Genomic DNA, 26,676 nt, shown 5'->3' on the forward strand with positions numbered 1-26,676 from the left:
CTGCAGGTCAACGCTGACCCCAAACCAGACGCCATCATCAAGCATCGTGACACATCCAACGGAGACCCCCATGGTTAACGCACACACCCAGACGTCCGTCACCGCCGCACGGACACCCATCCACAAGGTCGTATTTGCCAGCCTTATCGGCACGGCCATCGAATGGTATGACTTCTTCCTCTACGGATCAGCCGCAGCGCTGGTCTTCGGAGCGGTATTTTTTCCCAGCCAGGACCCGGCAACCGGAGTGCTGCTGGCCTTCGGCACCTATGCTGTCGGCTTCGTCGCCCGGCCCCTGGGCGGCATCATCTTCGGTCACTTCGGAGATCGTGTAAGCCGCAAGAAGATGCTCGTCATCAGCCTGGTGCTCATGGGGGCGGCCACTTTCGCCATCGGCCTGCTGCCCACCTACGCCATGATCGGAGTTGCCGCTCCAATGCTTCTCGTCTTCTGCCGGTTGCTCCAAGGCTTCGCAGTGGGCGGTGAATGGGGCGGCGCTGTTCTCATGGCGGCCGAACACGGAGACGACCGGCACCGCGGATTCTGGTCCTCCTGGGTCCAGGCCGGCGTACCGCTGGGCAACCTGATGGCCGCAGTCGTGCTGTGGGTGCTGGCCGCAGTGCAGTCAGACAGCGATTTCTTGGCGTGGGGCTGGCGCGTCCCCTTCCTCCTGAGCGCCCTGCTGGTGCTTGTCGGGCTCTGGGTTCGCCTGAGTATCGAGGAGTCGCCCGTCTTTGCCGAAGCCAAGAAGGCCGCATCCATGCGCGAGAAGTCCAAGGCCCCGATCTTCGAGGTCCTGCGCAAATACCCTCGTGAGGTTGCCATTGCCATGGGCATGCGTTTGGCCGAAAACATCGCCTACTACATTTTCAGCATTGTCGTCATCACCTACATGGTCACGTATCTGGGAATGCGCAAGGACGTTGCTATCGCCGGCGTGCTGATCGGCTCTGTGGCCCAGTTCGTGCTTACTCCGATCATCGGATCCTTCTCCGACCGCGTGGGCCGCCGGCCCCTTTACCTGGCCGGAGCGGCAGGCACGGGTATTTGGGGCTTCGTCTTTTTCCCGCTCATCGACACCCGTAACGACGGACTTATTATCCTTGCCATCGTCGTCGGCCTCGTCTGCACCACGTTCATGTACGCTCCCCAGGCAGCGTTCTTCTCTGAACTGTTCGGCACCAGCGTCCGCTACAGCGGCGCCTCCCTCGGCTACCAGCTGGCTTCGGTTTTCGCCGGCGGGCTGGCACCCCTCATCTCCATCGCCATTCTCGGCAGCGTGGACCAGAGAAACACCCTCGGTGTCAGCATCTACCTCGGTATAGCGGCAACGATCACCTTTATTGCAGCACTTGTGGCAAAGGAAACCGCCAAATCATCACTGCGGCACGACCGCGTACTCGAACCGGAGACCACGAAATGAATCCCGCCGGACCCGGTTCAGCAGCGGGAAACACCGCAACCCCTGCGGCCGGACAGCCCCTCGCGACGAACCCCTTCTCCCTACACAACAAAACCGCACTCGTCACGGGCGCCGGCAGAGGACTGGGCCGTGCGGTCGCCACTGCCCTGGGACTTGCCGGAGCAGAAGTCATAGCGCTGGACCTCTCGCCTCTGAACGACTTCAAGGACGAACTGGAAGCGCAGGGCGTCAAGTGCCGGATCCGGTCGCAAAACCTGGCCAATCTCTCGCAGGACCAGGCCGCCGAAATCATCACCTGGGCCAAGGAAACCGGAAGAGGGCCCGACATTCTCGTCAACAACGCCGGGCTGATCCGGCGCGGACCTGCGCTCACGACAACCCTCGAAGACTGGGAATCCGTGATCGGTTTGAACCTGACTACACCTTTCGTGCTCTCCCAAGCGTTCACCCGCTCCCTGATCGACGAGGACCGGCCTGGCAGCATCATCAACATCCTCTCCATCAATGCCTTCCAAGGAGGCCTCGAAGTACCCTCCTACGCGGCATCCAAACACGGACTCCTGGGAGTGACCCGTGCCCTCGCCAACGAGTGGGCCCCCCATGGAATCAGAGTCAACGGTATAGCGCCCGGATACATGGAAACGGAGCTCACCGCAGCCCACCGCGAAGACCCCGCAAGGTACCAAGCCATGCGCAGCCGCATGCCTATAGGCCGCTGGGGACAACCCGACGAAATCGGCGGCGCCGCGGTCTACCTCGCGTCCGCGGCCTCCACCTATCTATCGGGAACCGTCATTAACGTCGACGGGGGATGGCTCTCCCGCTAAGTCTGCCGCCAAGCTGTCCACCACGGGACCGCCGGCTCGATTCGACCCTCCGACCAGGCCCGCTGACAGGCCTTCAGATGGGCCAGCTTTTGTGCCGGGGTGCACGCCCTGCGAGGGGTCGGGCCGCCGGAACGGCGGCCCGAATTACTCATGGACTTCCCGCACCGGGGAAATCGCGGATATAGACATTGGTGATGTTCCTGATTCTTCCCCCACGAATTAGACGAAGGTGCTCACAGGTGGTCCCATGCGCGTGGCAAAACGGGCTACGGGGTTCCCTGGCCAGCGACACCCCATTGGTTCCGCTTAGTGTTGGACGGTGAACAATGCAACGGAATTTGGATCAGGCCAAGAGGCTGCCAACGATCATCGCATCTTGGTCTTCGGGCGCCTACTGGGTACGGCGAACCGGCTGGAGTTTCTCCTCGGCCGCGCCCTGGAACAGGAGTTTGGGCTCAGTCATTCACTCTTCGAACTTCTCCTCCTGGCCGCAAGGGGCGGCAACAAGGGAATTCCAGTGCGTGACATCGCGCAGGCGCGGGTATTGACGTCCGGCGGAGCCACCCGACTAGTGCAGAGGGCGGCAGCGCTGGGCCTTATTGAACGCGGGAGCTCTGCTGTCGATGGCCGGGTCCAGCTCATCCGCCTCACCACACATGGCGAAGCCGTCCTCCTCCGGGCAAGCACCCGCCACGTGGAAAATATTGAGCGGTACATGCTCGACCTGCTCTCACCTTCAGAGGCCGAGGTTTTCTCGGCGGCCGTGAAGAAGATCAGCAAGAACGCTGCACAGCACCTGCCGATCATGCCATGATCGAACGGGTTACACCCCTGGGAATAGCTGACTAGTCAGCTATTGTTGGATTTGAGTGAGCGCATCTGCGCGACTCGCTTCGGACACTCCGGGCATCCGAGAAAGGTTCACCAGCATGTCGCTGCATTTTGAGGTCTTTGATCTCGACTTTCCCGCAGGTTCACCCAACAAGTCAGCAACATTGATCACCGGCCCGACAAAGGCCCTCCTCGTGGACGCCGGCTTCACCCGGGCCGACGGTCATCGTCTCGTCGCGGCCATCCTGGACTCCGGTAAAGAACTGGACACCGTTTTCATCAGCCACGCTGACCCTGACTACTACTTCGGCCTGGAAGTCATCGTCGATGCGTTCCCAAATGCCACAGTCCTGGCGACACCGATCGTCATCGAGCACATCCAGACAACCTACGAAGGCAAACTCCAGTCGTGGGCAGCACTGGGTGCCAACCTTCCGACCCGCTTGGCAACGATCGCGCCCCTGAGCGCAGACGCGATCGAACTCGACGGGTACCGCTTCGAACTCCGCGGCGGCTCTGACCTGCTACCTGACAGGCACTACCTCTACAACGTCGATCAGAATGCAGTCGTCGGTGGAGTCCTTGTCTTCCAGGAAGAACACGTCTGGACCGCAGACACGGCCACCCCCGAACAGCGCTCGGCCTGGATCGAACTCCTTGACCAGATGCGGGCCTTGAACCCGGCTCTCGTCATCGCAGGCCACCGGCTGCCGGGAACGGCCAACGATTCCACAGCCATCGACTACACACGGTCCTACCTCCAGGAATTCGAACGGATCCTCGCCCGCTCAGCGAATGCCGCGGCCGTTACGGCTGCCCTGATCGAAACCTACCCAAACTCCGGGATGTTGATCGCGGCGCAAATCGGACCCAAGGTCGCCAAGGGGGAAATGACATGGGGCTGAGTGACATCACCGAATTTGCCCGCTCAACCGCCCCGCGCGATGTCGTCCGCCGGCAGTATCTGGCTTCAGCAGCAGGTGACCTCGGAGCGCTCCGCGCCACGATGGCCCCGGATGTTGAATGGACTGAGATGGCCGGCTTCCCCCTCGCAGGGACCTACCGCACCCCCGACGGGGTCACTTCAAATGTCATGGAAATTCTCGGCCGGGACTGGGACGGCTGGGCAGCCCACGACGACACATACATCGTCGAAGGTGAAAACGTAGTGGTCCTCGCCAGGTACACCGCCACGCACCGGGCAACGGGGAACCCATTGAACGTCCGGGTGGCCCACCATTTCATCGTCCGCGGCGGACTCATCGTCCGCTTCGAACAATTCGTCGACACCGCGAAAGTCGTCGAAGCAAGCCTGTTGGTATAAGTCTGCGACGACTTTCGTTTCACCCTCAAGGCCGGCTGAAGGGAGCCCCCACGAATCCCGCATATGAAACCAATGAGCGCATCTTCGCGCGCGAAGATACTCTGACGCCCCGCCCCGCCTAGAGAAGGTACCGGTAGACAGTAGCGAGGGAGACTCCAAGGATATTTCCTATGTCCGAGGCACTGATCTCTTTACCTTTGAGGTCCTGGCCCGGGCAGCAGCAGCGTCCTCCACCTTGCGGGCCCTTCCGCCGTGGCGGTTGTTGGCCGCGGCCGCAGCGAGGCCTGCCCTGGTGAGTTCGATCATCGTGTCGCGCTCCATCTGCGCGAAGGCGGCCATAATGGTCAACATCGCCGGGCCCGTAGGCCCGGTCGTGTCCCGGTCTGAGACGATTCACGGTGAGACATATTTCCAAGACACGGTGAGGCCCGGGACGACGTCGATTCCTTCGATCTTCAAGACGTGATGTCCCGTGTGATTATGGCAATTTGAGTGGGGACAACTCCTAGAACTCGCCCCCGAGGCCGGCCCCGCCCGCCGACTGGCCACGCTCAGCGACCTCATGATCAGCTCCGGATCGGTTGCCAGGTCATGCCGTTCCCTCTGCATCCCTGCATGAACAGGCATCAGAGCGGAAATTCCGGACCGGCCCCAACACGAGCCCGATCGAAAGAATAATCAGCAAGTCATGTTGTAAGCGGCCCCGGCCACCATGAAGTGGTGAACGCGAAACCCAACGGAAGGACGAACGAGGATGAACACCCATAAGGGACCCCGCGGGGCGGTACGCGGTCCGCCGTAGTCAGCCACTCCCCACAACCGAATAGGTCTATCCGGGACCCCACACACCCGGAACATCAGATCAGAGGCGAGAGTGTGCACAATGTGCACACGAAAAAACACCAAAAAGCCCCTGAACAGGGAAAACACGTGCCCGAGGTGGGACTCGAACTGCATTCCCTCCCCTGCAAACACTGGCAACTCCCGGAAACATAACGAATCCGGGCCAGTCCGGGACCAGTACGACCCGATCCACAGCCCAAAATGTGCACAATGTACACACGCCAAATTGGCCAACTCAGAGCATCGCAGCCACCAGCCGCACCCACGCCGGGTGCGGCTGTTCTGTATTCTGGGCCAGGAGCCTTCCGGAACGAAATTCCGGTCAGCCGCAGCATCAGGCGCCCTCTGCCGCGGCGGACAGAAGGTCCACGTGGTAAGCCGCCCCTCGGGACTCAACGAAGATGTGCTCGATGTGCAGATCCGGGAGGTCGATGGGGAGTCGTACGAAGGCGGCGTCAGACTCCCCGGATAGCAGGCCGCATGAAGGATCGTTCAGGTTGAAACTCTCCAGTTCGATGGTCAAGTCTGGATAGCGGGACCGGAACGTATCGACGATCGGTGGCATGAGTTCGAGCGCAGAGGAAACAGTGAAACCCATCTTTAGCACGCCCAGCTGTCTCCTTTGCACACGCCGGGCGGCCTCCACGCCGGCGTCGAGCTCAACGAGAGCACGTCGGGTTGCAGGCAGGAACTCTTCACCTGCCTCCGTGAGTGCCACGTTGCGCGTCGTCCGTTCCAGCAGGGCGACTCCAACGTCCCGCTCCAGCTCAGCAATGCTCCGGCTGATGCCCTGCTGCGAAATGTACAGACTCTCCGCGGCACGGGTGAAGTTCAAAGTTTGGCCAACGTAAGCGCGAACTGTGAGCACGTAACACCGGGTAACTGTCGCCCACGTAACGTCAACGGGCGCGTGGAGATGGGCTAGCCCAGCCGTGCCTTCAGGTGCTCGTCCAGTGCAGCGAGGAATTCCTCGGTGCTCAGCCATTCCTGGTCCGGGCCCACCAGAAGCGCCAGGTCCTTGGTCATCTGACCGGCTTCGACCGTCTTGATGACGACATCCTCGAGAGTGATGGCAAAGTCAATGACAACAGGGGTGTTGTCCAGTTTACCGCGGTGCATGATGCCGCGGGTCCAGGCGAAGATCGAGGCGATCGGGTTGGTGGAGGTCGGCTTGCCCTGTTGGTGCTGGCGGTAGTGGCGCGTCACGGTACCGTGTGCGGCTTCGGCCTCGACGGTCTTGCCGTCCGGGGTCATCAGCACGGAGGTCATCAGACCAAGCGAGCCGTAGCCCTGGGCGATCGTGTCCGACTGGACGTCGCCGTCGTAGTTCTTGCAGGCCCAGACGTAGCCGCCTTCCCACTTCATCGCCGACGCGACCATGTCATCGATCAGGCGGTGTTCGTAGCTGAGCCCGGCGGCTTCGAACAGATCCTTGAACTCGGCGTCGAACACTTCCTGGAACAGATCCTTGAACTGGCCGTCGTAGGCCTTCAGGATCGTGTTCTTGGTGGAGAGGTACACCGGGTAGTTCCGCTGCAGCCCGTAGGCGAAGGAAGCTCGGGCGAAGTCGCGGATGGAGTCATTGAAGTTGTACATGCCCATCGCCACCCCTCCCCCGTCGGGGTAGGTGACCACCGTCTGCTTGATCTCTTCGCCGCCGTCGGAGGGCGTGAACGTCAGGGTTAGCGTTCCGGCCCCCGGGACCTTGAAGTTGGTGGCGCGGTACTGGTCGCCGAAGGCGTGGCGTCCGATGATGATCGGCTTGTTCCAGCCTGGGACCAGGCGCGGGATGTTGGAGATGATGATCGGCTCGCGGAAGACGACCCCGCCCAGGATGTTGCGGACGGTTCCGTTCGGGGAGACCCACATCTTCTTCAGGCCGAATTCTTTGACCCGGGCCTCGTCCGGGGTGATGGTGGCGCATTTGATGCCCACGTTGTACCTCTTGATCGCGTTCGCGGCGTCGATGGTGACCTGGTCATCGGTCGCGTCACGATTCTGGATGGACAGGTCGAAGTATTTCAGGTCCACATCCAGATACGGAAGGATCAGGCGGTCTTTGATGAACTGCCAGATGATGCGGGTCATTTCGTCGCCGTCAAGCTCCACAATGGAGCCAACGACCTTGATCTTTTCGTTCATACGCTCTCCTTGATTTCATGGGCACAATGACCCACACCGATGGTGGTCTCTGACATCTGCGAACCCGGGGTGGCGCTCGGTGCATGACGGTTCCGGGCACCGGGTGCCACCCCTGGCTCCTATCGGGAGCTGATGCGCGGCGTCCCCCGGCGGGCAGCGAATCGGTTTTTGACGCGTTGCAGCTCGGCCGGCAGTTCGGGGGGCAGCGAGTCACCGAACCGGGCGTACCACTGATCGATGCTGTCGATTTCCTGGGCCCATTCCTGTGAATCGACCGCCAGGGCGGCACTGAGGTGTCCGCGGGTGACATCGAGGCCTTCGACGTCGAGGGACTCCGGTGCGGGAACGAAGCCGATGGGAGTTTCAATGGCAGCGGCTGTCCCCTCGAGCCGTTCGATGGCCCATTTCAGGACGCGGGAGTTGTCTCCGAATCCGGGCCACAGGAAGCCACCATCGCTGTCGCGGCGGAACCAATTGACCAGGAAGATCCGGGGCAATGTGGCGGGATTGGCTGCCCGGCCGATCTCCAGCCAGTGGTTGAGGTAGTTTCCGGCGTCGTAGCCGATGAAGGGGAGCATGGCCATCGGATCGCGGCGGACGACCCCGACTTGGCCGGCGGCAGCCGCTGTGGTCTCAGAGGACAGCGTCGACCCCATGAAAACACCGCCCACCCAGTCCCTGGACTCGGTGACCAGGGGGATGGTTGTCTTCCGGCGCCCACCGAAGAAGATGGCCGAGAGCGGCACGCCCTGGGGTTGGTAGTATTCCTCGGCCAGGATATCGACCTGGCTGATGGGGGTGCAGAACCGCGAGTTGGGATGGGCCGCGGGCCTGCCGGAGCCCGGCGTCCAGTCCTGGCCCGTCCAGTCGGTCAGGTGTTCCGGGGTGTCCCGGGTCATGCCTTCCCACCAGACGCCGCCGTCATCGGTGAGAGCCACGTTGGTGAAAATGGTGTCGCCCTTGGCGATGGCGTCCATCGCGTTGGGGTTGGTGTGCCATCCGGTGCCGGGTGCAACGCCGAAGAGGCCCGCCTCCGGGTTGGTGGCCCGCAGTTCCCCGTCCTTTCCGACACGGATCCAAGCGATGTCGTCTCCGAGGGTTTCCACTTTCCAGCCGTCCACTGTGGGGTTCAGCAGCGCGAGGTTGGTCTTGCCGCAGGCCGAGGGAAACGCGGCGGAGATGTAGTAGGCCTTCTGCTCCGGGCTGGTGAGTTTGAGGATGAGCATGTGCTCCGCGAGCCAGCCCTCCTGCCGGGACATCGCGGACGCGATGCGCAGTGAGTAGCATTTCTTGCCCAGCAGCGCGTTGCCTCCGTACCCGGACCCGTAGGACCAGATGGCATTTTCCTCAGGGAAGTGGACGATCCATTTGTCGTCATTGCAGGGCCAGCTGACATCCTGCTGCCCCGGCTCCAGCGGTGCACCGACGGAGTGCAGTGCGGGGACGAAGTCCGCGTCAAGTTCGACCATTTTGGCCAGGACTTCGGAACCGGTGTGGGCCATTATGCGCATGGAGGCGACGACGTAGGCGCTGTCGGTGATCTCAACGCCGAACTTGGGGTCCTCGGCGTCGAGGTGGCCCATCACGAACGGAATCACGTACATGGTGCGTCCCCGCATGGCGCCGCGGAAGAGCCCGTTCAGCTTCTCCTTCATCTGTGCCGGCGCCATCCAGTTGTTGGTAAAGCCGGCGTCGCGTTCGTGTTCGGAGCAGATGTAGGTCTGCTCTTCGACCCGGGCAACGTCCTTGGGGTCGGAGAAGGCGGCAAACGAGTTGTGAAACCTGTCCGCGTCCAGGCGGACCAGGGTTCCGGCCGCAACGAGCCCGTCGGTGATCTGACGGTATTCGGCGTCGGAGCCGTTGACCCAGCGGATGCGGTCCGGCTGGGTCAGGCCAGCAACTTCGCCGACCCAGTCCGAAAGCCGGGCCAGGGCGGCCGGGGCGGTATCCATGGCGGTGGACTGTGTGGTGTTTGGCAAGGTTCTCTTCCTTCCCCCGCGCTTTGTGGCGTTGGCGGGGATGATCCTAGACGGTGACGGGTGGTTCATCGGAGCATCGCAGCCGGAGGCCAATAGGAGTTCAGGAGCGGCTGCGGGTCCCTCGAAGGGGGCCAGGGGCCTCAGGTTATTTACTATTTGATGAATACATCAATTTATATAATAGTCCCTGTGGCACCGCCGTCGCGGACGGAGGACGGCAGGAAGGTCTGAACACGGCTCAGCACCCCGTGGAGAGAAGCGAGGCAGATCACCCGATGGAACCGGGAACTACCGCGGCAGACGTGCAGCGCCGTCCCCGGTATCCCTGCCGGGGCGGGCATGCCTTCACCAGCAACGGCAGGCAGGCGGCCTGAATTTAAATTTAGGGTCTCGGCGTCAGACGTTCGGCGCATGGCAGGACGGTCCTGAGGTCCGGGGCGCCGGTTTCCAGGCCCGACCGGGCGAGCGCGCTGATGTCTAGGTCGGTGTTTTCGGCCAGGTGGACGACGGGGTAGCCGTTGTGCAGCAGGCGCGGCGGGGTCCCGGACCAGGACGGTGCCGATGAAAGGACCGGCTTCGACCCTGAGGCGCCCTCCGGCCCGGTGCGGAGTCCTCCGAATGCTTCGGTCCCCGGCGCGGCGTCGGCGAGCCTTGCGCCGCGGTCCATTGACGCGGGCCGCCGCACTGCCCCAGATCGGCATCGAGCTGTTTCTCCACGGCAGCGGCGCTGCCTGCCGGTTCCCTCGTGAAGAGGACTCCATGGTCCCGGGCGGTGCCGGCACACGGGTCGTGCCGCGAAAATCCGCGGGCCATCCGCTCATACCTTGAGGCCTCCCGTCACCACCCGGGTGAGGGGAACCTCCGTCTGGAGTTCCTCCGTTGAGGGAGCTGTACGCGGTGATGCGGCGTTCCTCCCCCAGCCCGGCCAGGGAGGCCCGCGGGAAGAGCGCCGTAACGGAAACACCCGCGCAGGACGCGCCGCCGCGGGGATGCACCGTGCGGGTGACGGTCCCGAAATCGTAAGTGGACAGGCCGGTGACGAGCCCGTCCCGGAGGGTGAACGTGAGGTGCCGGATCATGGCCCGTTCCCCGGCGCCGGCAAGGAGCCCCAACAGGTAGCTCCCCTTGCCTGCCGGCCTGGTCAGTTCGAACTACACGCGCACGTCCGGGCCGGAGGTGTCCACCGACACCCCGGCGATAAGCGGAGCCGGAGGCACGGGGGCAGGAACGGGCGCGGACCGGCCTTGTCCGGGTGCCGGCAGCGGCCGCATCACGCCGCCCGCCGTCCGGGCCGCTGCCCGGGCCTTGGGGCAGGGTCCGGGCATCGAGTCCGAAGTCCGCGGCATGACGCGGCATTATGGTGCCGGGCAAGAGTACCTGCGGATGCCCTGGTCCGGCGTGAAGTGGCCGTCCGGTCCGCGGAAGCCGGGGCCCGGCAGGGGCAGACTGGTCCATCCCCTGTTATATTGGATGATAGAAGCATCAAATAGTCAAGCAGAGGTTCGTAGTGAGAGCCCGGGAGGCAGACATGGACGAGTTTTCGGATTTCCGGGCACCGTTATATGAAGTGAAGGCCAATCTTTTCAAGGGTCTGGCGCATCCCGTGCGGATCAGGGTGCTGGAGCTGCTCTCCGCGGCGCCCGAGGTATCGGTAACTGACATGCTCGCCGCGACAGGTCTGGAGGCCTCGCATCTGTCCCAGCATCTGTCCGTGCTGCGCCGTTACCACCTGGTGAAGGGCGAACGCAGGGCCCTGCAGATGTTCTATTCCCTGGCGTACCCGCAGGTCGCTGACCTGCTGTCCGTGGCACGTCTGCTGCTCAACGACATGCTGCAAACCACACGCGAGCAGCTCGAACATTCCGAGGCCACGTCTCCGGCCGCTGCGTCCCCGCTGGCTGCGGCCTCCGGCAGCTCACGATGAAGGCCCTGACCGCGGCCCGGGCGCTTCTGCCCGGCCGGAGGGACTATGCGGATCTGCCCCGCACCTGGAAAGGGGACCTCATCGCCGGGGTCACCGTGGGTATCGTCGCCCTCCCGCTGGCGCTGGCCTTCGGGGTCAGCTCCGGCGCCGGAGCGGCCAGCGGACTGATCACCGCCGTGATCGCCGGCATCGTCGCCGCCGTTTTCGGTGGTTCCAACATCCAGGTTTCCGGCCCGACCGGAGCGATGGTCGTCGTCCTGGGTCCCGTCATCGCCACGCAGGGCGTCGGTGCCCTGGCCGCGGTTGCCGTCCTGGCAGGGGTCATCGTGGTCGCCGCCGGTGTGCTCAAGCTCGGCCGGGTCGTGACCCTGCTGCCCTGGCCGGTGATCGAGGGGTTCACGCTCGGGATTGCCATGATCATCTTCCTCCAGCAGGTCCCCGCCGCCTTCGGCGTCAAAGCCGGACCGAGCAGCAACGCCGCCGTCTCTGCCGTCCAGGGACTCACAACGGCGTCCCCCGCCGCCCTCCTTGCCCCGCTGGCACTGGTGGCACTTGTCGCCGTCATCATGATCGCCGCACCCCGGATCCACCCGCAGATCCCGGGCTCGCTGATCGCGATCATCGTCGCCAGCATCGCCGCCCAGGTGCTGGACCTGCCGGTGGCCCGGATCGGCACCCTGCCCGACACCCTGCCGGCCCCGGTTATCCCCGCCCTGGACTGGGGCACCGTGGCTGCCCTTGCCGGGCCGGCCGCAACCATCGCGGCTCTGGCAGCAATCGAGTCGCTGCTCTCGGCCCGGGTTGCCGCGTCGATCTCCTATACCGGCCCTTACGACGCCGACCGTGAGCTTCTGGGACAGGGCCTGGCCTCCGTCGCATCCGGGTTCTTCGGTGGCATGCCCGCCACCGGGGCCATTGCCCGCACCGCGGTGAACATCCGCTCAGGCGGCAGGACCCGGCTCGCCGCCGTCACCCATGCCGTGGTGCTGCTGGCCGTGGTCTACCTCGCCACCGGCCCGGTCGCGCGTATCCCGCTCGCCGCCCTGGCCGGGGTCCTGATGGTCACCGCCGCACGCATGGTCTCCCCCACCACGCTGCGCAGCGTCATTGGCTCGACGCGGGCCGACACCGTCGTGTTCTTCGTCACCGCGCTGATCACCGTGTCCTTCGACCTCATCGAGGCAGTCGCAATCGGCATCGCCGTCGCCTCGTTCTTCGCCCTGCGCGCCTTGGTCAAGTCCAGCGGCGTGCACCGCGAAGAGATCCCCGGCCCGGTCCAGGACGGGGACGAACACATCGCCGTGTTCCGGCTCGACGGAGCGCTGTTTTTCGCCGCGGCCGAACGTGTCCTGGACCGGGTCAGCGCTATCCGCAATGTCGACGTCGTCATCGTCCGCATGTCACAGCTCCAGACCCTGGACGCAACAGGGGCCAGGGTCGTCACCGACATCGTCAACGCCCTCGAACGCCGCGGCATCACCGTGCTGATCAAAGGCATCCAGGAACGCCACCTGGCCCTGGTCACCAAGGTCGGCGTTCTGGAATCCCTGCGCCACCACAAACACCTCTTCGCGGAATTGCCCCCGGCCGTGGAACACGCCCGCAGCCACGTCGCTCGCGCCAGGGCCGCCCGCGCCGCCCAAACCCCCGCACGGGACAAAACACCCGACGCCGGCCAGGATCCCGACCGGGGCCCGGTCGCGGCAGCCACTCCCGGCCGCACCACGGTCCGCTGAATGATCAGGAGCATCCTTTGCCGCCAACAGCACCCCTGGAATCCCGGACCGAACCGGACCGTCTGCCGCAATACCTGCTGGGTTTCGGACTCGGGGCCCTTCTGCTGTTCGACCTCCCGGCACTTTTCGCGGGGCCCACGAACCCGGCCCGGCTGGCCGCGGCGGTACTGACCCGCCCGACCGTCGGCATCCCCGCCGGGATCGACGCGTTCCGACGGCGCAACAACTCACAGTGCCGGCCCGCAGGGGCAACAGCGCTGCGCCCGGGCAGGAGCCTGCCATGAGCGTGGACGGCATACCGCTGCCGGCGTGGAAGCACTCCAGGCCCGGAGGGACCGGGTACCCCACGGACGCGGAAGCCTGGAACCGCTGGTACACGGAGAACGACCTCAGCTGGGCGCCGGCAAGCTCCTCGGTCCGCGCCATGCTGAACGGGCTTGCCCCCGGACGGGCCCTGGATCTGGGGGCCGGCGACGGCCGCAACGCCGTGTGGCTTGCCGGACGCGGCTGGCACGTGACAGCCATGGACTTTTCCGCCGCAGCCCTGGATATCGGGCGCGGGCGCGCCTTCGCCGAAGGCGTCACGGACCTGATCACCTGGTCCGTCGCCGACGTCACCACCTGCGCACCGGCACGCGGAAGCCTGGACCTTGTTCTGGCCGCCTTCCTCCATCTGCCCGGCCCCGACCTCGAACGCGTCATCGCCCGCACTGCCCCGGGCCTGGCCCCCGGCGGGCTGTTCCTGTACATCGGCCACGGCCCCGTCGACCCCCGCGAAAGCGCCTCCGGGCCACGGAACGCAGCCGCGCTGCATGACAGCGCCCGTGTTGCCGGCTGGGCCAGACGGGCCGGACTGCAGGTTAAAACGGCCGAGACCCGGTCCCGTCCCGTTCCCAGTTCCCGCCGCCCCGCGCTGGACAACGTCGTTCTGGCCCGCAGCCCGGCCGCCCCGGCACAGTCCCCGCCTACGGCATCGTAAACGCCCAACCCGCACCCACGCCCAGGAGAGCAAGAAAACACTGGGGACAAGGAAGCAATGGACTACCACCTGAAAAGTATCGAGGCAGCCGCGGCCCGGGGCGACTACCTGCCAGCGCACGGTCATGCCGTCCCCGCACCCGACTGCACCAAACCTGCTTTGTCCGAACACTACGGTTCCGGAACGGAGGCATCCGGCCTGGTTTTGGCCTTGTGCCGGGCCATGGCCGCCCAAGTGCCGCCCGCCGATGCTGCGGCGGCGGCGGGCATGAGCCTTTCTGAACTTTTCAACACACTGCGGGAACACCCCTGACGGACAGCCCGCTCCCGGAACCTGCACTACCCATCCCTTACTGCCCGCATTCTGCATTGCCCCGCCTCATAAGCCCCGCCCGACCGGTCCCGATATTCAGGAGCAAAACATGACAGCACCGACCGTGCCCGCACCAAAACCCTCAACAGGCCGGGGCTCCCGGATCGCAGGGGTCGGCTCGTACCAGCCCGCAAGGATCCTGGATAACGAGGAACTGAGCCAAATCGTGGATACCACCGATGAATGGATCCGCAGCAGGGTCGGGATCCAGGAACGCCGCATCGCCGATACCGAATCCGTCGCGGACATGGCCACCCAGGCCGGGCGGGACGCCCTTCAACATGCCGGGATCGAAGCCGCGGATCTGGATCTGGTCGTCGTTGCTACCGTGACCGCACTGGACCGCTCCCCGAGCACCGCCGGGCGGGTCTCGGCCGCGCTGGGTGCCCGGAACCCTGCCGTGTTCGACCTTAACGCCGCCTGCTCGGGGTTCACGCACGCCCTTGCCGTCGCTGACCAGGCCATCCGTTCCGGGGCCGCCAACACCGCCCTGGTCATCGGGGCCGAGAAGCTCAGTGACTTCACGGACTGGACCGACAGGACCACCTGCGTACTCGTCGGTGACGGTGCCGGCGCCCTCGTGCTCACCGCCTCACCAACTCCGGGGATCGGACCAGTCCACTGGGGATCAGTCCCCGAACTGTCCCACGCGGTCAGGATCGAAGAACCCAAACTCCGTTTCCAGCAGGAAGGCATGTCCGTGTTCCGCTGGGCCATCAGCGAGGCCGCCACGCTGGCCCGGAAAACCTGCGAGATCGCCGGCATCCGGCCGGACGAGCTCGCAGGGTTCGTCCCGCACCAGGCCAACCTGCGCATCATCGAGCCCCTCGCCGATCAACTCGGAATCTCCCGCGAGATCACCGCACGTGACGTCGTCACCTCGGGGAACACGTCCTCGGCCAGTATCCCGATCGCCCTTGCCAGGCTGGTGCGTAGCGGACAGCTTCCGCCCGACAGCCCCGTTCTGCTGTTCGGTTTCGGCGGCGGATTCTCCTACGCCGGGCAGGTAGTCCGCACCCCGGCCACCGGCACGGTGTCCGGAGCCTGAAGCACATGGCGCCTCGGGCACGGCCGATCGGCCGTGCCCGAACAGCAGGTATGCCACCCGACATCATCTGCCGGCACAGCCGAACGTTGTTCTCCACGGTCTACGCCTTGGGTGCCGGCTTCGCGAGCAGCACGCCGTGCCTTGATCGCCGGAATCCCGGCCTTGACCCGTTCGTTGATGAGCTCGCGTTCGTTTTCGGCGAGGCTCGCGAACTAGCCTTCAAGCTCGCCTGCGCCGACTTCCCTCACTCCGAACTCGTCATGGACATCTCTCCAGTCGCTGGGCAGCGGCTCATCAAGGCTCGACGGCATCGGTGTGCCCACATCGGCGACGTAGGCCGTGACTTTTCCGCGCGGTACCCATTCCTTGGCCGAAACTGTCACCGGCGACGTGAACAGTTCTTCCGGAAGTTCCAGCGGAGTTCGTCCTCGTGGAGCAGATGGCCGTACAGCCAGGCCCCGGCGACTTCTTTGTTCGACATGCTCGGCTCGGATCGTGGTGCTCTGGGTCTGCCTCCAGGGTAGTCGGGGTCCGCACCCCTGAACTTAGACCTGAGCGTTTCCACTTCCTTCTTGTGACCCGGAGACGCCCCTACGACCTCGGCCAGCGCGTTGAGAACTTTGTCGTAATGAACCCCGTCCTCCTTGAGAAACAAGGGGCGAACTCGTGCCGCAGCAGATTCGACCTGCTCCGTGGGCAGCAACGGAGCTGGTTTCAGCTCCACGGACTTTTCACCGGTCACTTGGTTGACGATGAGCCTGAATGTCATCTTCCATGCCGCGTGCTCTTCAAGAGCCTTCTTGTCATCCGCCAGCGAGTGTTCCTGGACCAGTCGTGCGCGCAGCACGAACCGCGACAGTGTCCGCAGTGCGGCAGTTTTCCTTGCCTCGTGTGACATGCAGCCTTCCTTGTTTTGGGTCGAGGCCCGCGCCTTCAAACGAGCCTGTTGAGATTCTGCCAGGTGGTGAAGTGTCGGGTTGCAGCGAGTCGAGGCGAAAAGTCTCCAAAAATCTCCCCCCGATCATGTCGTCAGCAGGACCGCACGGCATGAATAGGTACAAGGCCATCCACGGCCACCAGGACAACCCAGAAAGGAGACCGAATGACCCCACATCCCAGCAAGCGGAGGGCCCACCAGCCAGGGCCCTGAACCGCCACCCCCACAACCGAATAGGCCACCGCGGCGGCCAGGCAACCAGCCGCGACAAGCGTCAGAGGGACCCGACCAGGGTCAATGTCTACACGTTAAAGCAAGAACCCCCTCTGACGAGGGGGAATGCTGTGCCCGAGGTGGGACTTGAACTGCATTCCCTCCCCTGCAAACACTGGGAAGTCCGGAAAACAAAGGCAATCCGAGCCAGTCCGACCAATGTACGACCCAGTCCGAAGCGAAAAAGTGTGGACATTGTCCACACCTTCTTCTTGCTACGATTCCAGCTCCCAAGGGGACATCACAGGGGTTTTCCCCTTGTGACGAAACATCCGTTATCGGCGTGTGGATTTGCTTGTCAGGGGAGTGGCAGCAAGGCCAAGCGTGACCGGCCGACGCGTTGCTCAAAATGGCTGCTGATCGAACACTTCCCGTAGGACTCCAGATAAAGCGCCGCGGCTTCGATGCGTCCAGATCATCCCCGAGCAGCCCGATGCTGATATTGCATACCGAGCACAGCAAGCCCCGGACTTCACCTGTCTCGTGGTCATGATCAATGGCGAGCATCCGAATCCGCCCTCGGAACGTTTTAGTCTCAGGACAGCCGCAAGCCGCGCACACGCCGCCTTGTGCAGCGAACGTTTCAGCAAGCCACTCCGGCGTGACCCCGTATCGCTTTTCAGCATTGTCCGGTGCTGGTGAGCTCTGACCTTCTCCGGGTCTAGCCTTGCCCGCCTCTTCCTCGAGACTTCGATGGGAATCGGGTGCATGGCAAGGTGGCCCACCTGGGCCAGCCTGGCGCAGGCCTTACAGCGTGACTCAAGGCCAGTCGGTGTTGAGTTGGAGCGATGGAAAAGGGCGACGGGCAACATCAGCTGACAGACGCTGCATCGCTTCATGCCGTCGACAATGATCTGGCCGTCCTTGTTAGCCACGCTGCCCCCACTTCCTTTCGACCAGGTACCGGGCGAGGTTCCTCACCCGCTCCGGATCATCCCCCATATTCCCGAGCGCCACGTTGCACCATTGGCACAGCAAACCACGTGCCTCTCCAGTGCCGTGGTCATGGTCGATGCAGAGCAACTTTATGCCGCCGCTCCATCCGTCACGGAATTCCGCACAACACCTTCGCAGCCTGGATGCTCACTCCGCTGGCCGGTCCCGGGGTGCGCCCGGTCGATGTGCTGCACCGGACCGAACCCCTGCTTGCCGAGCTGGACGGGTTCGCCCGGCGGACCGCTCCCCCTGCCACCCGCCGCTGACGCCATGTGGGCTACGGGATTGCTTCCGGGATGCCGAACCGCCTCCCGATGAGTATGCGGACGGCCGCCTCCAAGGGCTGATCTTCCAGCTCAACGCCGCTCGCCCCCGTAACGAATTCCCGTTTCGTCGCCCACCGCTTCGACGTCGAAAAGATTGAGGACCTCGGCCACGCGCACCTGATACTCGGTGGCGGTCATTTGGCGAGACGCACGGAGTGGAATTGCGCTGAGGATGCTCGCGACCACAGCATCGATGGAATCAGTCATGGGCAGTTCACGTTCCCCCGCACCGGGTTTTCGAGCGTCCGGGCGGGGTTTCGTTGCAACACCGCCGTCCAATGTTTGTGCACTTTTGCATGAGGTTCGCTTGTTGCACAAGGGGACCCAGCGGTTAATGCCTCGCGGACCGCAGAAGAGCATGATGCCCCCATGGCTATGAACCGCCGGGAGCGCAGGGACGCGGAAGACCGGCACCGATGGTCCCTCCGGGCGTGGGTCGCAGGCGGCTGGGTCCTCGTCGTGCTGTGTCTGGGCGCCACGCTGCTGAGCAGCGGTGCCCTCGTCCTAGTGGATAACCTGGCCACCACGTGTTCGGACTATGTGCCACAGTTCCCCAACTCACCCATCGATCTGGGGGCGGCCTCGCACCAGTGCCACCACTGGCTGGGACTGGAAATTCCCACCCAGTGGAATCCGGCACTGGCGCTCGGATTCGGAGTCCTGGCCGGGTCGTTCTACAACGCCTTCGAGTCCCGCACTCCTCCCCCTGCGCCGGACGCCGGCTGAGCTATTTAGACCGAAGCATCGCCGCGAGGGCCGCCCCTGGGCCCGAGACGGCGACGGAGGTGACGTTCGCGGCCGAGCCAAAACCGCACCTTCCTGGCTCCGAGGATCTGTGAACACGATCGCCGCCACCCGGCGTCCACCGCACCGGGGATCCCGGACGATTCGTCGGCTCCGGCGGGACCGCCCGGCCATGCCGTAGATTTGCTGGCTATGACAACAACAGCCGAAGTGACAGTGCCGCCCGTCCCCGAACCCGAAGCTACACGGGCCCATCGTGCTCTTTTCACGGAACCGTACGCGGTCAAGCGCCCCGCTGTGCAGTTCCGCGGCACTTTAACGGTCGCTCAGCCGACCGTTTTCTCCAACCCCGAATGACAACAGTGCCGCGGGCGTGACGTCCGTGTCCGAACTTCTCCCGCAGGATCTGAGCACACGGCCGGCCCTGGCAATGGCCAAGCCCGTCGCCAGGGTCCCCGGGCCCGGGGTGCTTCCGGGAGGCTGCCTCTACGAGCCCAAGTGGGACGGCTTCAGGGCAGGGATTGTGGTGACGGAGTCCGGCGCCACCATCTGGTCCCGTCAGAGAAAAGACCTGACCCGGTGGTTCACAGGTCCCGCCCGGCTCCGTCATTGGGTTGCGAGTCGGGGTTCAACCCCCTACAGGGAACGAGCTGAGCGTCAGGAAGCCGGAGCGGCGCTGCTCCATGCAGCTCCGGGAAACGCATCGAAGCACTCGCGGACTGCATGGCATTTGCCATGGGCGCCGACGCGAACTCCAACGGCTCGTACACCCGCAACTTCAGCGGCTACCGCGGCACCGCGGCGCGGGTGATCCTGGCAGGCCAGAAGCCCTGACGCCGCACCCCGTATTGCCGGCCTCCTCACCCTTGAAAATTGGTGCCGGTAGTGCGGGGCTCAACCGGCAGGGTGCCCGTCGAACTGAGAGGATCACCCATGCAAGTTCGAGGTCTACAAGGACAAGTCCGGCGGCTACCGGTTCCGGCTCAAGGCCGGCAACAGCGAGACGATCGCTTCTTCGGAGAGCTACAAGACGACGGCCAGCGCCCTGAAGGTGTCGAATCCGTCGAGCTACCGTACCGAGTAGGGGCTACGCTTGTTGGCGCCGCGACCCGGGCTTATGATGCGCCAACGTTGCCAGGGATCTTCCCGCACCCATGGGGAGTCAACTGTCTCGCCATCCACGAAGGAGCAGCCTCATGAAGCGCCTGATCAAACCTCTCGCCCTTGCCCTCGGAATCGGACTCTTCGCCGGAACGGGCGTCGCCGTTGCGGCACCGCCAATACCAAATGACACGACCCCTTTCCAGCTCGACTGCCCTGGTTTTCAGATTGACGTCCAGGTCAGCGGCTCGAGCAAGAGCAAGGATATTGAATTCCTCCATCCCTCCCCTCCTACTCAGATCAGGTTTTTTGCCGACACAAATGCCGCCACCACCATCACCATGACGGGCCCGGCACCGGCCTCGAAAGTGTTTCGGACCGCGGTCAACGGGACCGTGCGTTGGGCGTTTGACTTGAAAACCTTCGAGATTGTCATCACGTCGACCGGAAGGAACCTGATCACGGTTCCGAAGGTTTACGGTACGCCTGGCGTCTTCCTCGCAGTGGGTCTGGAATCGTGGACGCTGAACGGGCCGGTGTATCCGAATGCGGGGCTCACCGGCCCGGGCACCGTGACCGACGTCTGCGCGCTTCTGGCGCCGTAGGGCATGACGGTCTTCTTTCGCACCCGTGCCGGGTAGTGTGTGGCGCAGCGGTCCACGGCGGCCGGCAGATCAACCGAACGAGCACCCATGGCAGGCAAGTTCGAGGTCTACGAGGACAAGTCCGGCGGATACCGGTTCCGGCTGAAGGCCGGCAACGGCGAAGTGATCGCCTCCTCGGAAAGCTACAAGACCAAGGCCAGCGCCCTGAACGGCGTCGAGTCCGTCAAGAAGAACGCCAGCTCCGACGTCGTGGACCTCACCGAAGAGTCCTGACCGCCACCCCTCCGGACACAGCGAAGCCCGGCCACCCTGAGTGCGGCCGGGCTTTGTTAAACATAACGCACAAGGACTACCGAAGCGGAGGGCAGAACCACCACCACTTTCGGCGGGTCCGGTGGTCCGGACCCGCCGGTATTCCTTACTGGTCCTTAGCGGTCGGCGGTGAACCACGCACGTCAGCTTGCGGCGTATCTCGGCATGGACTCTGTGTCCCGAGCCACGATCTTCTCCGCGGTGCCGCGGCCCATGCGTACGGCCCCGTCGACGTGCTGGTAGCCCTCTGCGGCTAGGTCGGAGGAGGCCCAGTAGATCGGTCCCACGGGAGTCAGCTGGTCCGCGCCGTACCGGTGCAGTCCGCCCAGGTCATAGCTGGAGGCATAGGCGCCGCGGGTCCATTCCTCCGATCCCCAGTCGGATTCGTAGTACACCACGGGCTCCAGCGCCTTCGGTCCTAGCGACTTTGCGAAGTCTTCCAGGATCACCTGGCGCCGCTCAGCAGCGCCGAGCGCAAACATGGCATCTGCTTTCTCATCTGGCACGAAGGCGACCAGCGTCCCGCGCGCGTCCTCGTGGTTGGTGTTGTCGTATATTTCCTGCACGGTCAGGTCCGGACTGAAGCAGGTGCCGGACAGTCCTTCGTCCCGCCAGAACGGCGAATCGTAGACCGCATGGATCTTGATGACCAGGCCAAGGGATTGGTGTTGGTGCATCTGGTGCTGCCGGCGCGGCAGTGGCGGATCGAAGGAAACCCGCGAGTAGAGGTTGGGCGGAACGGCCATGATGGCGTACTTTGCCCGGACCGTGGCCTTCTCTGACACGGCGGTCACGCCAGTGCCGTCCTTCCGCTGCCGCCATTGCAGGCTCCGTACAGGTGATCCCAGTACGACGTCGTCGCCCAGTTCTGCGGCGATCGTTTCGGAGAGCTGCTGCATTCCGCCCACCACCCGCTTGTCCAGGAGCAGGTCCTCGTCAACCAGGTTGGAGAACGAGCCGGCGGAAGCCGCCATCAGGATGGCCTGTAGGGCGGAGAAGGAGTGGGCGGGTTTGGTCAGCATGCCCCCGGCAAGGAAGTGGCCGATGTTGGCGCAGGCTTCCTCATCGGTGGAATGCTGGCGCAGCCAGTGGTGCAGGGAGATGGTGTCCAGTTCCCGGGCTCTGGGGTGGGCCCAGGGCTCCGTGGCGCCGACGTCGGCCGCGAGACCGTCCAGGATGTCGATCAGGCGCTGGATCTCCCGCCCGGTCTCCGCCGGCACCGGGAACATGTCCCCGGCGTACTCGGTCCGCTCGCCCTTCGGGGAGACGTACACGGATTTTCCCTCGCGGTACCGGCTGAAGGTTTCCAGTCCGAGCTCGTCGAGGATGGACGTCAGCGCATCCTGGTCCGGGGAGATCCACTGGCCGCCGATCTCCAGGGAGGCGCCGTCGATGGTGTCCGTCCACGTCCGGCCGCCCACACGGTCGCGGGCTTCCAGGACGGCGACGGTCAGGCCGGCGGCCTTGAGGTCGCGGGCCGCTGTCAGCCCCGTGACGCCGGCGCCGATGATGACTACGTCGCGGTTAAGAGTGTTCACTGTTTCCTCGAATGTCATGGTTTTGTTCATTCCTTGTCGTGGACTTGGGTGGGTGCGGCGCCGGCCAGGACCGGAGCTCCGCTGGTGGGGTGATCGCCGCCGTCGGTATGCCCGTTGACCTCATCGTCCGCGGGCTCCTCTTCGAGCACGAAGTCGGAGATCTTCCGGCGGAAGCCCTTGGTGAGTACAGCGAGGTACACCACGCCGGCCACGGTCCAGATCAGACCGAAAATAAGCGCTTCCAGATGCAGGAAGGCCCACAGCACCCCCGTCATGCCCGCTCCGATGAGGGGCAGCACCAGATAGTGGAAGACGTCCCTGGGTGTGCGGTACCGCTTCTTGCGGACCACGAAGTAGGCGATTACGGAGAGGTTTACAAACGTGAAAGCGATCAGCGCGCCGAAGTTGATCATGGACGCCACCAACTCCAGCGACGGGGTTATCGCCAGCAGCGAGACCACACCCACCAACGCCACGGTGAAAACCGGCGTCCGGAATTTCGGGTGGACGTAGGCGAAGAGTTTGGCGGGGCGCAGCACGCCGTTGCGTCCCATCACGAAAAGCAGGCGGGAAACGCTGGCGTGTGAAGAGAGGCCGGAAGCGATGGTGGCCGCGAACGCTCCGGCCAGGAACAGCAGCTGGAAGACCTGCCCGCCCACGTAGAGCGCCATTTCCGGCAGCGTGTCATCGGTGACCTGGAATTGGTCCACCGTGGGGAACACGGACTGGCCAAACCAGGCCGCCAGGAAGAAAATGCCGCCGCCGATCCCCAGGGTGAGCAGGATGGCCCGCGGCATGGTCTTCGGGTCCTTGGCCTCCTCGGTGTACATGGTGATGGCGTCGAAACCGATGAAGGAGAAGCACACCACGGTCGCTCCGGTAAGGATCGCCGCAGCTTTCATGCTCTCGTTGAACAGCGGTGCTGTGGAGAAGATGGTGCCCTGTCCCATGCCGTTGGTCAGCTGGATGCCGGCCAGGACAACGAACGCGACAATCAGTGCGATCTCGAAGACCACCAGCGTGGAGGTGACCTTGGAAGTTGAGGTCATGCTGCGCAGGTTTATGCCGGTGATCAGGGCGACGTACAGCACTACCCAGATCCAGCCCGGAGCCTCGGGAAACAGCGCCTCCATGTAGATGCGGATCAGCAGCGCGTTGACCACCGGCAGCAGAAGGTAATCCAGCAGCGCAGCCCAGCCCACGACGAAGCCAAGCCCGGGGTGCATGGTCTCGCGGGTGTAGGTGTACGCCGACCCGGCGGCCGGGAAGACCGCCACCATCTTCCCGTAGCTGAGTGCGGTGAAGAACATCACCACGGTGGCCACCAGGTACGCCAGCGGGACCAGCCCCCCGGTTTCCATCGAGACAATGCCGAACGTGTCAAAGACCACCGTGGGGGTCATATAGCCAAGGCCCAGGCCAACAATGGCCCACATGCCCAGGGAACGCTTGAGTGATTTTTTCGGTGCCATAGATCTCACTTCCTCAACGGGTGTTCGACGACGCCGGGTGCGGTGCCCTGATGTTCCCGCAACAGCGCGGCAACCTCCACGGCGTCACCGCTGGGGGCGGTTGATTTAGCATCGGGGCGGGCAAGGAGCAGATAGAGCAGCCCGGTTCCGCTGACGATGGCCAGACCGGTCAAAACGGTCCAGTCGGCCAGGAAATCGCCGGTGCTGCCGGGCAGGGCCAGCAGGACCATGGCGAAGATGCCGTAGGCCAGGGCGGCCACATTGATGGCGAAGCCGGCGGCGCCGAGGCTGAACGGCCCGGCCGGGCGCCAGCCCTTGATCCGCTGTCGCAGCGCTGCCAGTACAACGGACTGGAACGCGACGTAGATGCCGAGGACCGCAAAGGAGGTGACCTGGGTCAGGAGTCCGTTCGGACCCAGATAGATGATGACGCACAGCGCCAGTGGGATGCTGCATGCCACGATCAGCGCGTTGGTGGGAACCTTGGCCGTTCCGGAGACTTTGGACAACCACTGGTGTCCGGGCATCATTCCGTCGCGGGCGAAGGAATAGATGAGCCGGCTGGCCGCAGCCTGGAGGCTCAGGACGCAGGACAGGAACGCGGTGAGCGCGATGACCAGGAAGAACTTGGCGCCGATCGGCCCCAGTGCCGCTTCGAGGATGGCGGGGATGGGGTCCGCATCTTTGCCGTTCACGATTTCCCGCAGGTTCGGTGCCGCCAGCACGTAGCCGCAGAAGGAGAACAATGCCGAGACGCCCCCCACCAGGATTGTCATCATCATGGCCCGAGGGATGCGCCGGGCCGCGTCGCTGACTTCCTCGGCAACGTCGCCGCATGCCTCGAACCCGTAGAACAGGAACAGGCCCGCCAGTGCGGCACCCATGAAAGCGGCGGCGTACGGCTGATCCCCCTGGACTCCCATGGAGTTGAAGAAGACGCCGAATTCCTGCTTGCGCTGGAATATCACCAGGTACAGCCCGACAGCGATGACGCCCACGAGCTCCGCGGCCAGACCGATCCGGGCTACCCGGCTCAGGGTCCTGGTTCCGGTGAAGTTCAGTACAAGCGCAACAACCAGCAGAATGACGGAGAGCCACAACGTGGCCTCCCGCGTCAGTTCGAAGGTGAAGAGGCTCGCCAGGAATCCGCTGCCGAACTGTGCGACCGAGGTGATGGTGACGATCATGGCCCAGATGTAGATCCAGGCTGACATCCAGGCGTACCGCCGGCCCCACAGCCGCCGGGTCCACGGATAGATGCCGCCGTGAATGGGGTATTGCGAGACGACCTCGCCGAACACCAGGGCCACCAGCAGTTGCCCGGCGCCGACAATGAGGATCCAGAACACCGACGGCGGTCCGCCGGTGGACATGGCGATCGCGAACAGCGAGTACACGCCTACCAGAGGCGACAGGTAGGTGAATCCGAGGGCGAAGTTGGCCCACAGGGACATGGAGCGTTCGAAGGTGTCCTGGTAACCCAGAACGGCGAGGTGTTCGCCGTCGCCGATGTTCTTACCCGGTGGCTCCGCCGGGGTCCGGACGTTACCCACGGCTGCCCGGCCCGATGTAGCTCATGACGTGCTTGATCCGGGTGTAGTCCTCCAGGCCGTACATGGAGAGGTCCTTGCCATACCCGGACTGCTTGAAGCCGCCGTGTGGCATCTCGGCGACCAGCGGGATGTGGGTGTTGATCCAGACGCAGCCGAAGTCCAGCTTCTTGGCGAACTGCATGGCGCGGGTGTGGTTCTGGGTCCAGACCGAGGAGGCCAGGCCGTAGTCCACGTCGTTGGCCATCTTCAGTGCCTCGTCGTCAGTGGAGAACTTCTGTACAGTCACGATCGGTCCGAAGACTTCTTCCTGCACCAGTTCGTCGTTCTGGTTCAGGCCCGACACCACTGTCGCTTCGTGGTAGTAGCCCACCGTTCCGTGCCGCTTGCCACCGGTTTCCACGACAGCGTGATCGGGCAGGCGCTTGACGAACCCCGCAACCCGTTTGAGGTGCTCGGCGCTGCTGAGCGCCCCGAAGAGGATGCCTTCCTCGTCCGGGGTGCCGGTCTTGGCATTGGCCTGGACCTCTGCGGTAAAGGCTGCAACGAACTCGTCGTGGATGCTCTCGTGCACCAGCAGGCGGGTGGCTGCCGTGCAGTCCTGGCCGGCGTTATAGAACGAGGCCGGGACGATTCCTTCGACGGCCGCGGTGATGTCTGCGTCACTGAAGACGATGACGGGGGCCTTGCCCCCAAGTTCAAGGTGTACCCGCTTGACGTCGGCGGCAGCGGCTCCCGCCACCTCCATGCCGGCGCGGACCGATCCGGTGATGGACACCATGCCCGGAACCTTGTTCGCCACCAGCGCCCGGCCGGTGTTCCGGTCACCCAGGACCACGTTGAAGGCGCCGGCGGGGAGGAATTCGCTGGCCAGTTCGGCGAACAGCAGGGTGGAACTGGGCGTGGAATCCGAGGGTTTGAGGACCACGGTGTTGCCGGCGGCCAGCGCCGGGATGACCTTCCATGTGGCCATCATCAGCGGATAGTTCCACGGGGCCACCTGCCCGATCACGCCGATGGGTTCACGGCGGATGGAGGAGCTGTGGTCCGCGAGATACTCGGCCGTAGCACGTCCCTCCAAAGTCCTCGCGGCACCGGCGAAGAAGCGGATCTGGTCCACCAGGACATCAATTTCGTCCGAGACGATACCAGCGCGGGGCTTGCCGGTGTCGGCGCATTCAAGGTCCGCAAGGTCCTCCGCGCGGGCCTCCACCGCGGAGGCGATGCCCAGCAGCGCCCGCTGGCGCTCCGCCGGCGTAGTCTCGCCCCAGCTTTCGAAGGCAGCCGAGGCAGCCGCATACGCCGCGGCTACGTCCACTTCATTGGAAATGGGTGTTCTGGCGATGACCTCTTCGGTGGCCGGATTGATAATCTCCAGCCTTTCCGTCGAGGACGATTCGACATATCGGCCGTCGACGAAGTTGTGTAGCTCGCGCACACTCATGGGTTTCCCT

The 26,676-nt window shown here is 64.2% G+C and carries 28 protein-coding genes and 1 pseudogene; 16 read left to right on the top strand and 13 right to left on the bottom strand.

Going from position 1 to position 26,676, the window contains the following annotated elements:
* Window positions 1-70 precede the first annotated feature (70 nt).
* The 5 genes from AC1DRO_RS14320 (at window position 71) to AC1DRO_RS14340 (ending at window position 4,405) form a co-directional block, all read left to right on the top strand.
* Entirely contained in the window at window positions 71-1,423 is a 1,353-nt protein-coding gene (locus tag AC1DRO_RS14320; RefSeq protein ID WP_476951312.1) for an MFS transporter, read from the top strand.
* Window positions 1,420-2,250 carry an SDR family oxidoreductase gene (locus AC1DRO_RS14325; RefSeq protein WP_476951313.1) on the top strand — a complete coding sequence of 277 codons (831 nt, stop codon included), beginning with the start codon at window positions 1,420-1,422 and terminating at the stop codon, window positions 2,248-2,250. Before AC1DRO_RS14320 ends, AC1DRO_RS14325 begins: the two co-directional genes overlap by 4 nt.
* 319 nt (window positions 2,251-2,569) lie before the next feature.
* Window positions 2,570-3,064 carry a MarR family winged helix-turn-helix transcriptional regulator gene (locus AC1DRO_RS14330; RefSeq protein WP_476951314.1) on the top strand — a complete coding sequence of 165 codons (495 nt, stop codon included), beginning with the start codon at window positions 2,570-2,572 and terminating at the stop codon, window positions 3,062-3,064.
* A gap of 115 nt (window positions 3,065-3,179) precedes the next feature.
* On the top strand, window positions 3,180-3,986 hold the full coding sequence (locus AC1DRO_RS14335) for an MBL fold metallo-hydrolase (protein WP_476951315.1): 807 nt from the start codon (window positions 3,180-3,182) through the stop codon (window positions 3,984-3,986).
* The gene (locus AC1DRO_RS14340; RefSeq protein WP_476951316.1) at window positions 3,977-4,405 is read left to right on the top strand and encodes a nuclear transport factor 2 family protein; all 429 of its coding nucleotides are present in this window, start codon (window positions 3,977-3,979) and stop codon (window positions 4,403-4,405) included. The genes AC1DRO_RS14335 and AC1DRO_RS14340 overlap by 10 nt, the downstream gene beginning before the upstream one ends.
* A gap of 168 nt (window positions 4,406-4,573) precedes the next feature.
* On the opposite strand, the gene AC1DRO_RS14345 is transcribed toward AC1DRO_RS14340, so the two are convergent.
* The 5 genes from AC1DRO_RS14345 to AC1DRO_RS14365 all read right to left on the bottom strand — a co-directional run bounded on the left by AC1DRO_RS14345 (window position 4,574) and on the right by AC1DRO_RS14365 (window position 10,036).
* On the bottom strand, window positions 4,574-4,756 hold the full coding sequence (locus tag AC1DRO_RS14345) for a recombinase family protein (protein ID WP_476951317.1): 183 nt from the start codon (window positions 4,754-4,756) through the stop codon (window positions 4,574-4,576).
* 826 nt (window positions 4,757-5,582) lie between these two features.
* Complete coding sequence (locus AC1DRO_RS14350) at window positions 5,583-6,083, bottom strand: LysR family transcriptional regulator (protein ID WP_476951318.1); 501 nt, start codon at window positions 6,081-6,083, stop codon at window positions 5,583-5,585.
* An 86-nt stretch (window positions 6,084-6,169) separates the two neighbouring features.
* The gene (locus AC1DRO_RS14355) at window positions 6,170-7,390 is read right to left on the bottom strand and encodes an NADP-dependent isocitrate dehydrogenase (protein WP_476951319.1); all 1,221 of its coding nucleotides are present in this window, start codon (window positions 7,388-7,390) and stop codon (window positions 6,170-6,172) included.
* 119 nt (window positions 7,391-7,509) lie between these two features.
* Complete coding sequence (locus tag AC1DRO_RS14360) at window positions 7,510-9,438, bottom strand: phosphoenolpyruvate carboxykinase (GTP) (protein ID WP_476951320.1); 1,929 nt, start codon at window positions 9,436-9,438, stop codon at window positions 7,510-7,512.
* Window positions 9,439-9,751: 313 nt separating this feature from the next.
* On the bottom strand, window positions 9,752-10,036 hold the full coding sequence (locus AC1DRO_RS14365) for a hypothetical protein (protein WP_476951321.1): 285 nt from the start codon (window positions 10,034-10,036) through the stop codon (window positions 9,752-9,754).
* A gap of 861 nt (window positions 10,037-10,897) precedes the next feature.
* Here AC1DRO_RS14365 and AC1DRO_RS14370 point away from each other — a divergent pair.
* The 6 genes from AC1DRO_RS14370 to AC1DRO_RS14395 all read left to right on the top strand — a co-directional run bounded on the left by AC1DRO_RS14370 (window position 10,898) and on the right by AC1DRO_RS14395 (window position 15,428).
* Window positions 10,898-11,293: an ArsR/SmtB family transcription factor gene (locus AC1DRO_RS14370; RefSeq protein WP_476951322.1), complete on the top strand. Its 396-nt coding sequence runs from the start codon at window positions 10,898-10,900 to the stop codon at window positions 11,291-11,293.
* Window positions 11,290-13,029, top strand: coding sequence for a SulP family inorganic anion transporter (locus AC1DRO_RS14375; RefSeq protein ID WP_476951323.1), 1,740 nt, complete (start codon window positions 11,290-11,292; stop codon window positions 13,027-13,029). The genes AC1DRO_RS14370 and AC1DRO_RS14375 overlap by 4 nt, the downstream gene beginning before the upstream one ends.
* Before the next feature lie 17 nt (window positions 13,030-13,046).
* Window positions 13,047-13,313, top strand: a complete 267-nt coding sequence (locus AC1DRO_RS14380; protein ID WP_476951324.1) for a hypothetical protein — start codon at window positions 13,047-13,049, stop codon at window positions 13,311-13,313.
* Window positions 13,310-14,008, top strand: coding sequence for a class I SAM-dependent methyltransferase (locus tag AC1DRO_RS14385; protein WP_476951325.1), 699 nt, complete (start codon window positions 13,310-13,312; stop codon window positions 14,006-14,008). The genes AC1DRO_RS14380 and AC1DRO_RS14385 overlap by 4 nt, the downstream gene beginning before the upstream one ends.
* A gap of 57 nt (window positions 14,009-14,065) precedes the next feature.
* Window positions 14,066-14,320 (top strand): hypothetical protein, encoded by a 255-nt coding sequence (locus AC1DRO_RS14390; RefSeq protein ID WP_476951326.1) that lies wholly within the window; start codon window positions 14,066-14,068, stop codon window positions 14,318-14,320.
* Between the two features lie 109 nt (window positions 14,321-14,429).
* Window positions 14,430-15,428 carry a beta-ketoacyl-ACP synthase III gene (locus tag AC1DRO_RS14395; RefSeq protein ID WP_476951327.1) on the top strand — a complete coding sequence of 333 codons (999 nt, stop codon included), beginning with the start codon at window positions 14,430-14,432 and terminating at the stop codon, window positions 15,426-15,428.
* Window positions 15,429-15,807: 379 nt separating this feature from the next.
* On the opposite strand, the gene AC1DRO_RS14400 is transcribed toward AC1DRO_RS14395, so the two are convergent.
* The 3 genes from AC1DRO_RS14400 to AC1DRO_RS14410 form a co-directional block, all read right to left on the bottom strand.
* A complete protein-coding gene (locus AC1DRO_RS14400) occupies window positions 15,808-16,326 on the bottom strand; it encodes a hypothetical protein (protein WP_476951328.1) in 519 nt (172 codons plus the stop codon).
* A gap of 333 nt (window positions 16,327-16,659) precedes the next feature.
* Complete coding sequence (locus AC1DRO_RS14405) at window positions 16,660-17,382, bottom strand: endonuclease VII domain-containing protein (protein WP_476951340.1); 723 nt, start codon at window positions 17,380-17,382, stop codon at window positions 16,660-16,662.
* A gap of 123 nt (window positions 17,383-17,505) precedes the next feature.
* A complete protein-coding gene (locus AC1DRO_RS14410) occupies window positions 17,506-17,712 on the bottom strand; it encodes an endonuclease domain-containing protein (RefSeq protein ID WP_476951341.1) in 207 nt (68 codons plus the stop codon).
* A gap of 5 nt (window positions 17,713-17,717) precedes the next feature.
* Between AC1DRO_RS14410 and AC1DRO_RS14415 the strand changes: the two genes are divergently transcribed.
* Window positions 17,718-17,840, top strand: coding sequence for a hypothetical protein (locus AC1DRO_RS14415; RefSeq protein ID WP_279294086.1), 123 nt, complete (start codon window positions 17,718-17,720; stop codon window positions 17,838-17,840).
* 90 nt (window positions 17,841-17,930) lie between these two features.
* On the opposite strand, the gene AC1DRO_RS14420 is transcribed toward AC1DRO_RS14415, so the two are convergent.
* Window positions 17,931-18,107: a hypothetical protein gene (locus AC1DRO_RS14420; RefSeq protein ID WP_476951329.1), complete on the bottom strand. Its 177-nt coding sequence runs from the start codon at window positions 18,105-18,107 to the stop codon at window positions 17,931-17,933.
* A gap of 162 nt (window positions 18,108-18,269) precedes the next feature.
* Here AC1DRO_RS14420 and AC1DRO_RS14425 point away from each other — a divergent pair, with 162 nt between their 5' ends.
* From AC1DRO_RS14425 to AC1DRO_RS14440, 4 genes and pseudogenes are all read left to right on the top strand, one after another.
* Window positions 18,270-18,626 carry a hypothetical protein gene (locus tag AC1DRO_RS14425; protein WP_243178545.1) on the top strand — a complete coding sequence of 119 codons (357 nt, stop codon included), beginning with the start codon at window positions 18,270-18,272 and terminating at the stop codon, window positions 18,624-18,626.
* Window positions 18,627-19,611: 985 nt separating this feature from the next.
* Window positions 19,612-19,728: pseudogene (locus AC1DRO_RS14430) on the top strand (DUF1508 domain-containing protein); the annotation flags it as partial.
* Window positions 19,729-19,840: 112 nt separating this feature from the next.
* Window positions 19,841-20,350: a hypothetical protein gene (locus AC1DRO_RS14435; RefSeq protein WP_476951330.1), complete on the top strand. Its 510-nt coding sequence runs from the start codon at window positions 19,841-19,843 to the stop codon at window positions 20,348-20,350.
* Between the two features lie 87 nt (window positions 20,351-20,437).
* Window positions 20,438-20,623 carry a YegP family protein gene (locus AC1DRO_RS14440; protein WP_243178549.1) on the top strand — a complete coding sequence of 62 codons (186 nt, stop codon included), beginning with the start codon at window positions 20,438-20,440 and terminating at the stop codon, window positions 20,621-20,623.
* 182 nt (window positions 20,624-20,805) lie between these two features.
* On the opposite strand, the gene AC1DRO_RS14445 is transcribed toward AC1DRO_RS14440, so the two are convergent.
* From AC1DRO_RS14445 to AC1DRO_RS14460, 4 genes are read right to left on the bottom strand one after another with little or no spacing between them, the layout of a single operon-like run.
* Window positions 20,806-22,218, bottom strand: a complete 1,413-nt coding sequence (locus AC1DRO_RS14445; RefSeq protein WP_279294087.1) for a flavin monoamine oxidase family protein — start codon at window positions 22,216-22,218, stop codon at window positions 20,806-20,808.
* A gap of 8 nt (window positions 22,219-22,226) precedes the next feature.
* The gene (locus tag AC1DRO_RS14450; RefSeq protein WP_476951331.1) at window positions 22,227-23,672 is read right to left on the bottom strand and encodes an APC family permease; all 1,446 of its coding nucleotides are present in this window, start codon (window positions 23,670-23,672) and stop codon (window positions 22,227-22,229) included.
* Window positions 23,673-23,677: 5 nt separating this feature from the next.
* The gene (locus tag AC1DRO_RS14455) at window positions 23,678-25,225 is read right to left on the bottom strand and encodes an APC family permease (protein ID WP_476951332.1); all 1,548 of its coding nucleotides are present in this window, start codon (window positions 25,223-25,225) and stop codon (window positions 23,678-23,680) included.
* Complete coding sequence (locus tag AC1DRO_RS14460) at window positions 25,218-26,666, bottom strand: aminobutyraldehyde dehydrogenase (RefSeq protein ID WP_243178556.1); 1,449 nt, start codon at window positions 26,664-26,666, stop codon at window positions 25,218-25,220. The genes AC1DRO_RS14455 and AC1DRO_RS14460 overlap by 8 nt, the downstream gene beginning before the upstream one ends.
* Between the last annotated feature and the right edge of the window lie 10 nt (window positions 26,667-26,676).

Source organism: Arthrobacter sp. P4_F11, assembly GCF_056401395.1.

Bases quoted from the DNA above. Each gene is read 5' to 3' on its own strand.
- AC1DRO_RS14395 (WP_476951327.1), top strand. From the start codon at position 14,430: ATGACAGCACCGACCGTGCCCGCACCAAAACCCTCAACAGGCCGGGGC.
- AC1DRO_RS14325 (WP_476951313.1), top strand. From the start codon at position 1,420: ATGAATCCCGCCGGACCCGGTTCAGCAGCGGGAAACACCGCAACCCCT.
- AC1DRO_RS14445 (WP_279294087.1), bottom strand. From the start codon at position 22,218: ATGACATTCGAGGAAACAGTGAACACTCTTAACCGCGACGTAGTCATC.
- AC1DRO_RS14320 (WP_476951312.1), top strand. From the start codon at position 71: ATGGTTAACGCACACACCCAGACGTCCGTCACCGCCGCACGGACACCC.
- AC1DRO_RS14340 (WP_476951316.1), top strand. From the start codon at position 3,977: ATGGGGCTGAGTGACATCACCGAATTTGCCCGCTCAACCGCCCCGCGC.
- AC1DRO_RS14400 (WP_476951328.1), bottom strand. From the start codon at position 16,326: ATGTCACACGAGGCAAGGAAAACTGCCGCACTGCGGACACTGTCGCGG.
- AC1DRO_RS14435 (WP_476951330.1), top strand. From the start codon at position 19,841: ATGAAGCGCCTGATCAAACCTCTCGCCCTTGCCCTCGGAATCGGACTC.
- AC1DRO_RS14375 (WP_476951323.1), top strand. From the start codon at position 11,290: ATGAAGGCCCTGACCGCGGCCCGGGCGCTTCTGCCCGGCCGGAGGGAC.
- AC1DRO_RS14355 (WP_476951319.1), bottom strand. From the start codon at position 7,390: ATGAACGAAAAGATCAAGGTCGTTGGCTCCATTGTGGAGCTTGACGGC.
- AC1DRO_RS14385 (WP_476951325.1), top strand. From the start codon at position 13,310: ATGAGCGTGGACGGCATACCGCTGCCGGCGTGGAAGCACTCCAGGCCC.
- AC1DRO_RS14335 (WP_476951315.1), top strand. From the start codon at position 3,180: ATGTCGCTGCATTTTGAGGTCTTTGATCTCGACTTTCCCGCAGGTTCA.
- AC1DRO_RS14420 (WP_476951329.1), bottom strand. From the start codon at position 18,107: ATGACTGATTCCATCGATGCTGTGGTCGCGAGCATCCTCAGCGCAATT.
- AC1DRO_RS14425 (WP_243178545.1), top strand. From the start codon at position 18,270: ATGGCTATGAACCGCCGGGAGCGCAGGGACGCGGAAGACCGGCACCGA.
- AC1DRO_RS14390 (WP_476951326.1), top strand. From the start codon at position 14,066: ATGGACTACCACCTGAAAAGTATCGAGGCAGCCGCGGCCCGGGGCGAC.
- AC1DRO_RS14460 (WP_243178556.1), bottom strand. From the start codon at position 26,666: ATGAGTGTGCGCGAGCTACACAACTTCGTCGACGGCCGATATGTCGAA.
- AC1DRO_RS14370 (WP_476951322.1), top strand. From the start codon at position 10,898: ATGGACGAGTTTTCGGATTTCCGGGCACCGTTATATGAAGTGAAGGCC.
- AC1DRO_RS14450 (WP_476951331.1), bottom strand. From the start codon at position 23,672: ATGGCACCGAAAAAATCACTCAAGCGTTCCCTGGGCATGTGGGCCATT.
- AC1DRO_RS14365 (WP_476951321.1), bottom strand. From the start codon at position 10,036: ATGGACCGCGGCGCAAGGCTCGCCGACGCCGCGCCGGGGACCGAAGCA.
- AC1DRO_RS14360 (WP_476951320.1), bottom strand. From the start codon at position 9,438: ATGAACCACCCGTCACCGTCTAGGATCATCCCCGCCAACGCCACAAAG.
- AC1DRO_RS14345 (WP_476951317.1), bottom strand. From the start codon at position 4,756: ATGTTGACCATTATGGCCGCCTTCGCGCAGATGGAGCGCGACACGATG.
- AC1DRO_RS14415 (WP_279294086.1), top strand. From the start codon at position 17,718: ATGCTCACTCCGCTGGCCGGTCCCGGGGTGCGCCCGGTCGATGTGCTG.
- AC1DRO_RS14440 (WP_243178549.1), top strand. From the start codon at position 20,438: ATGGCAGGCAAGTTCGAGGTCTACGAGGACAAGTCCGGCGGATACCGG.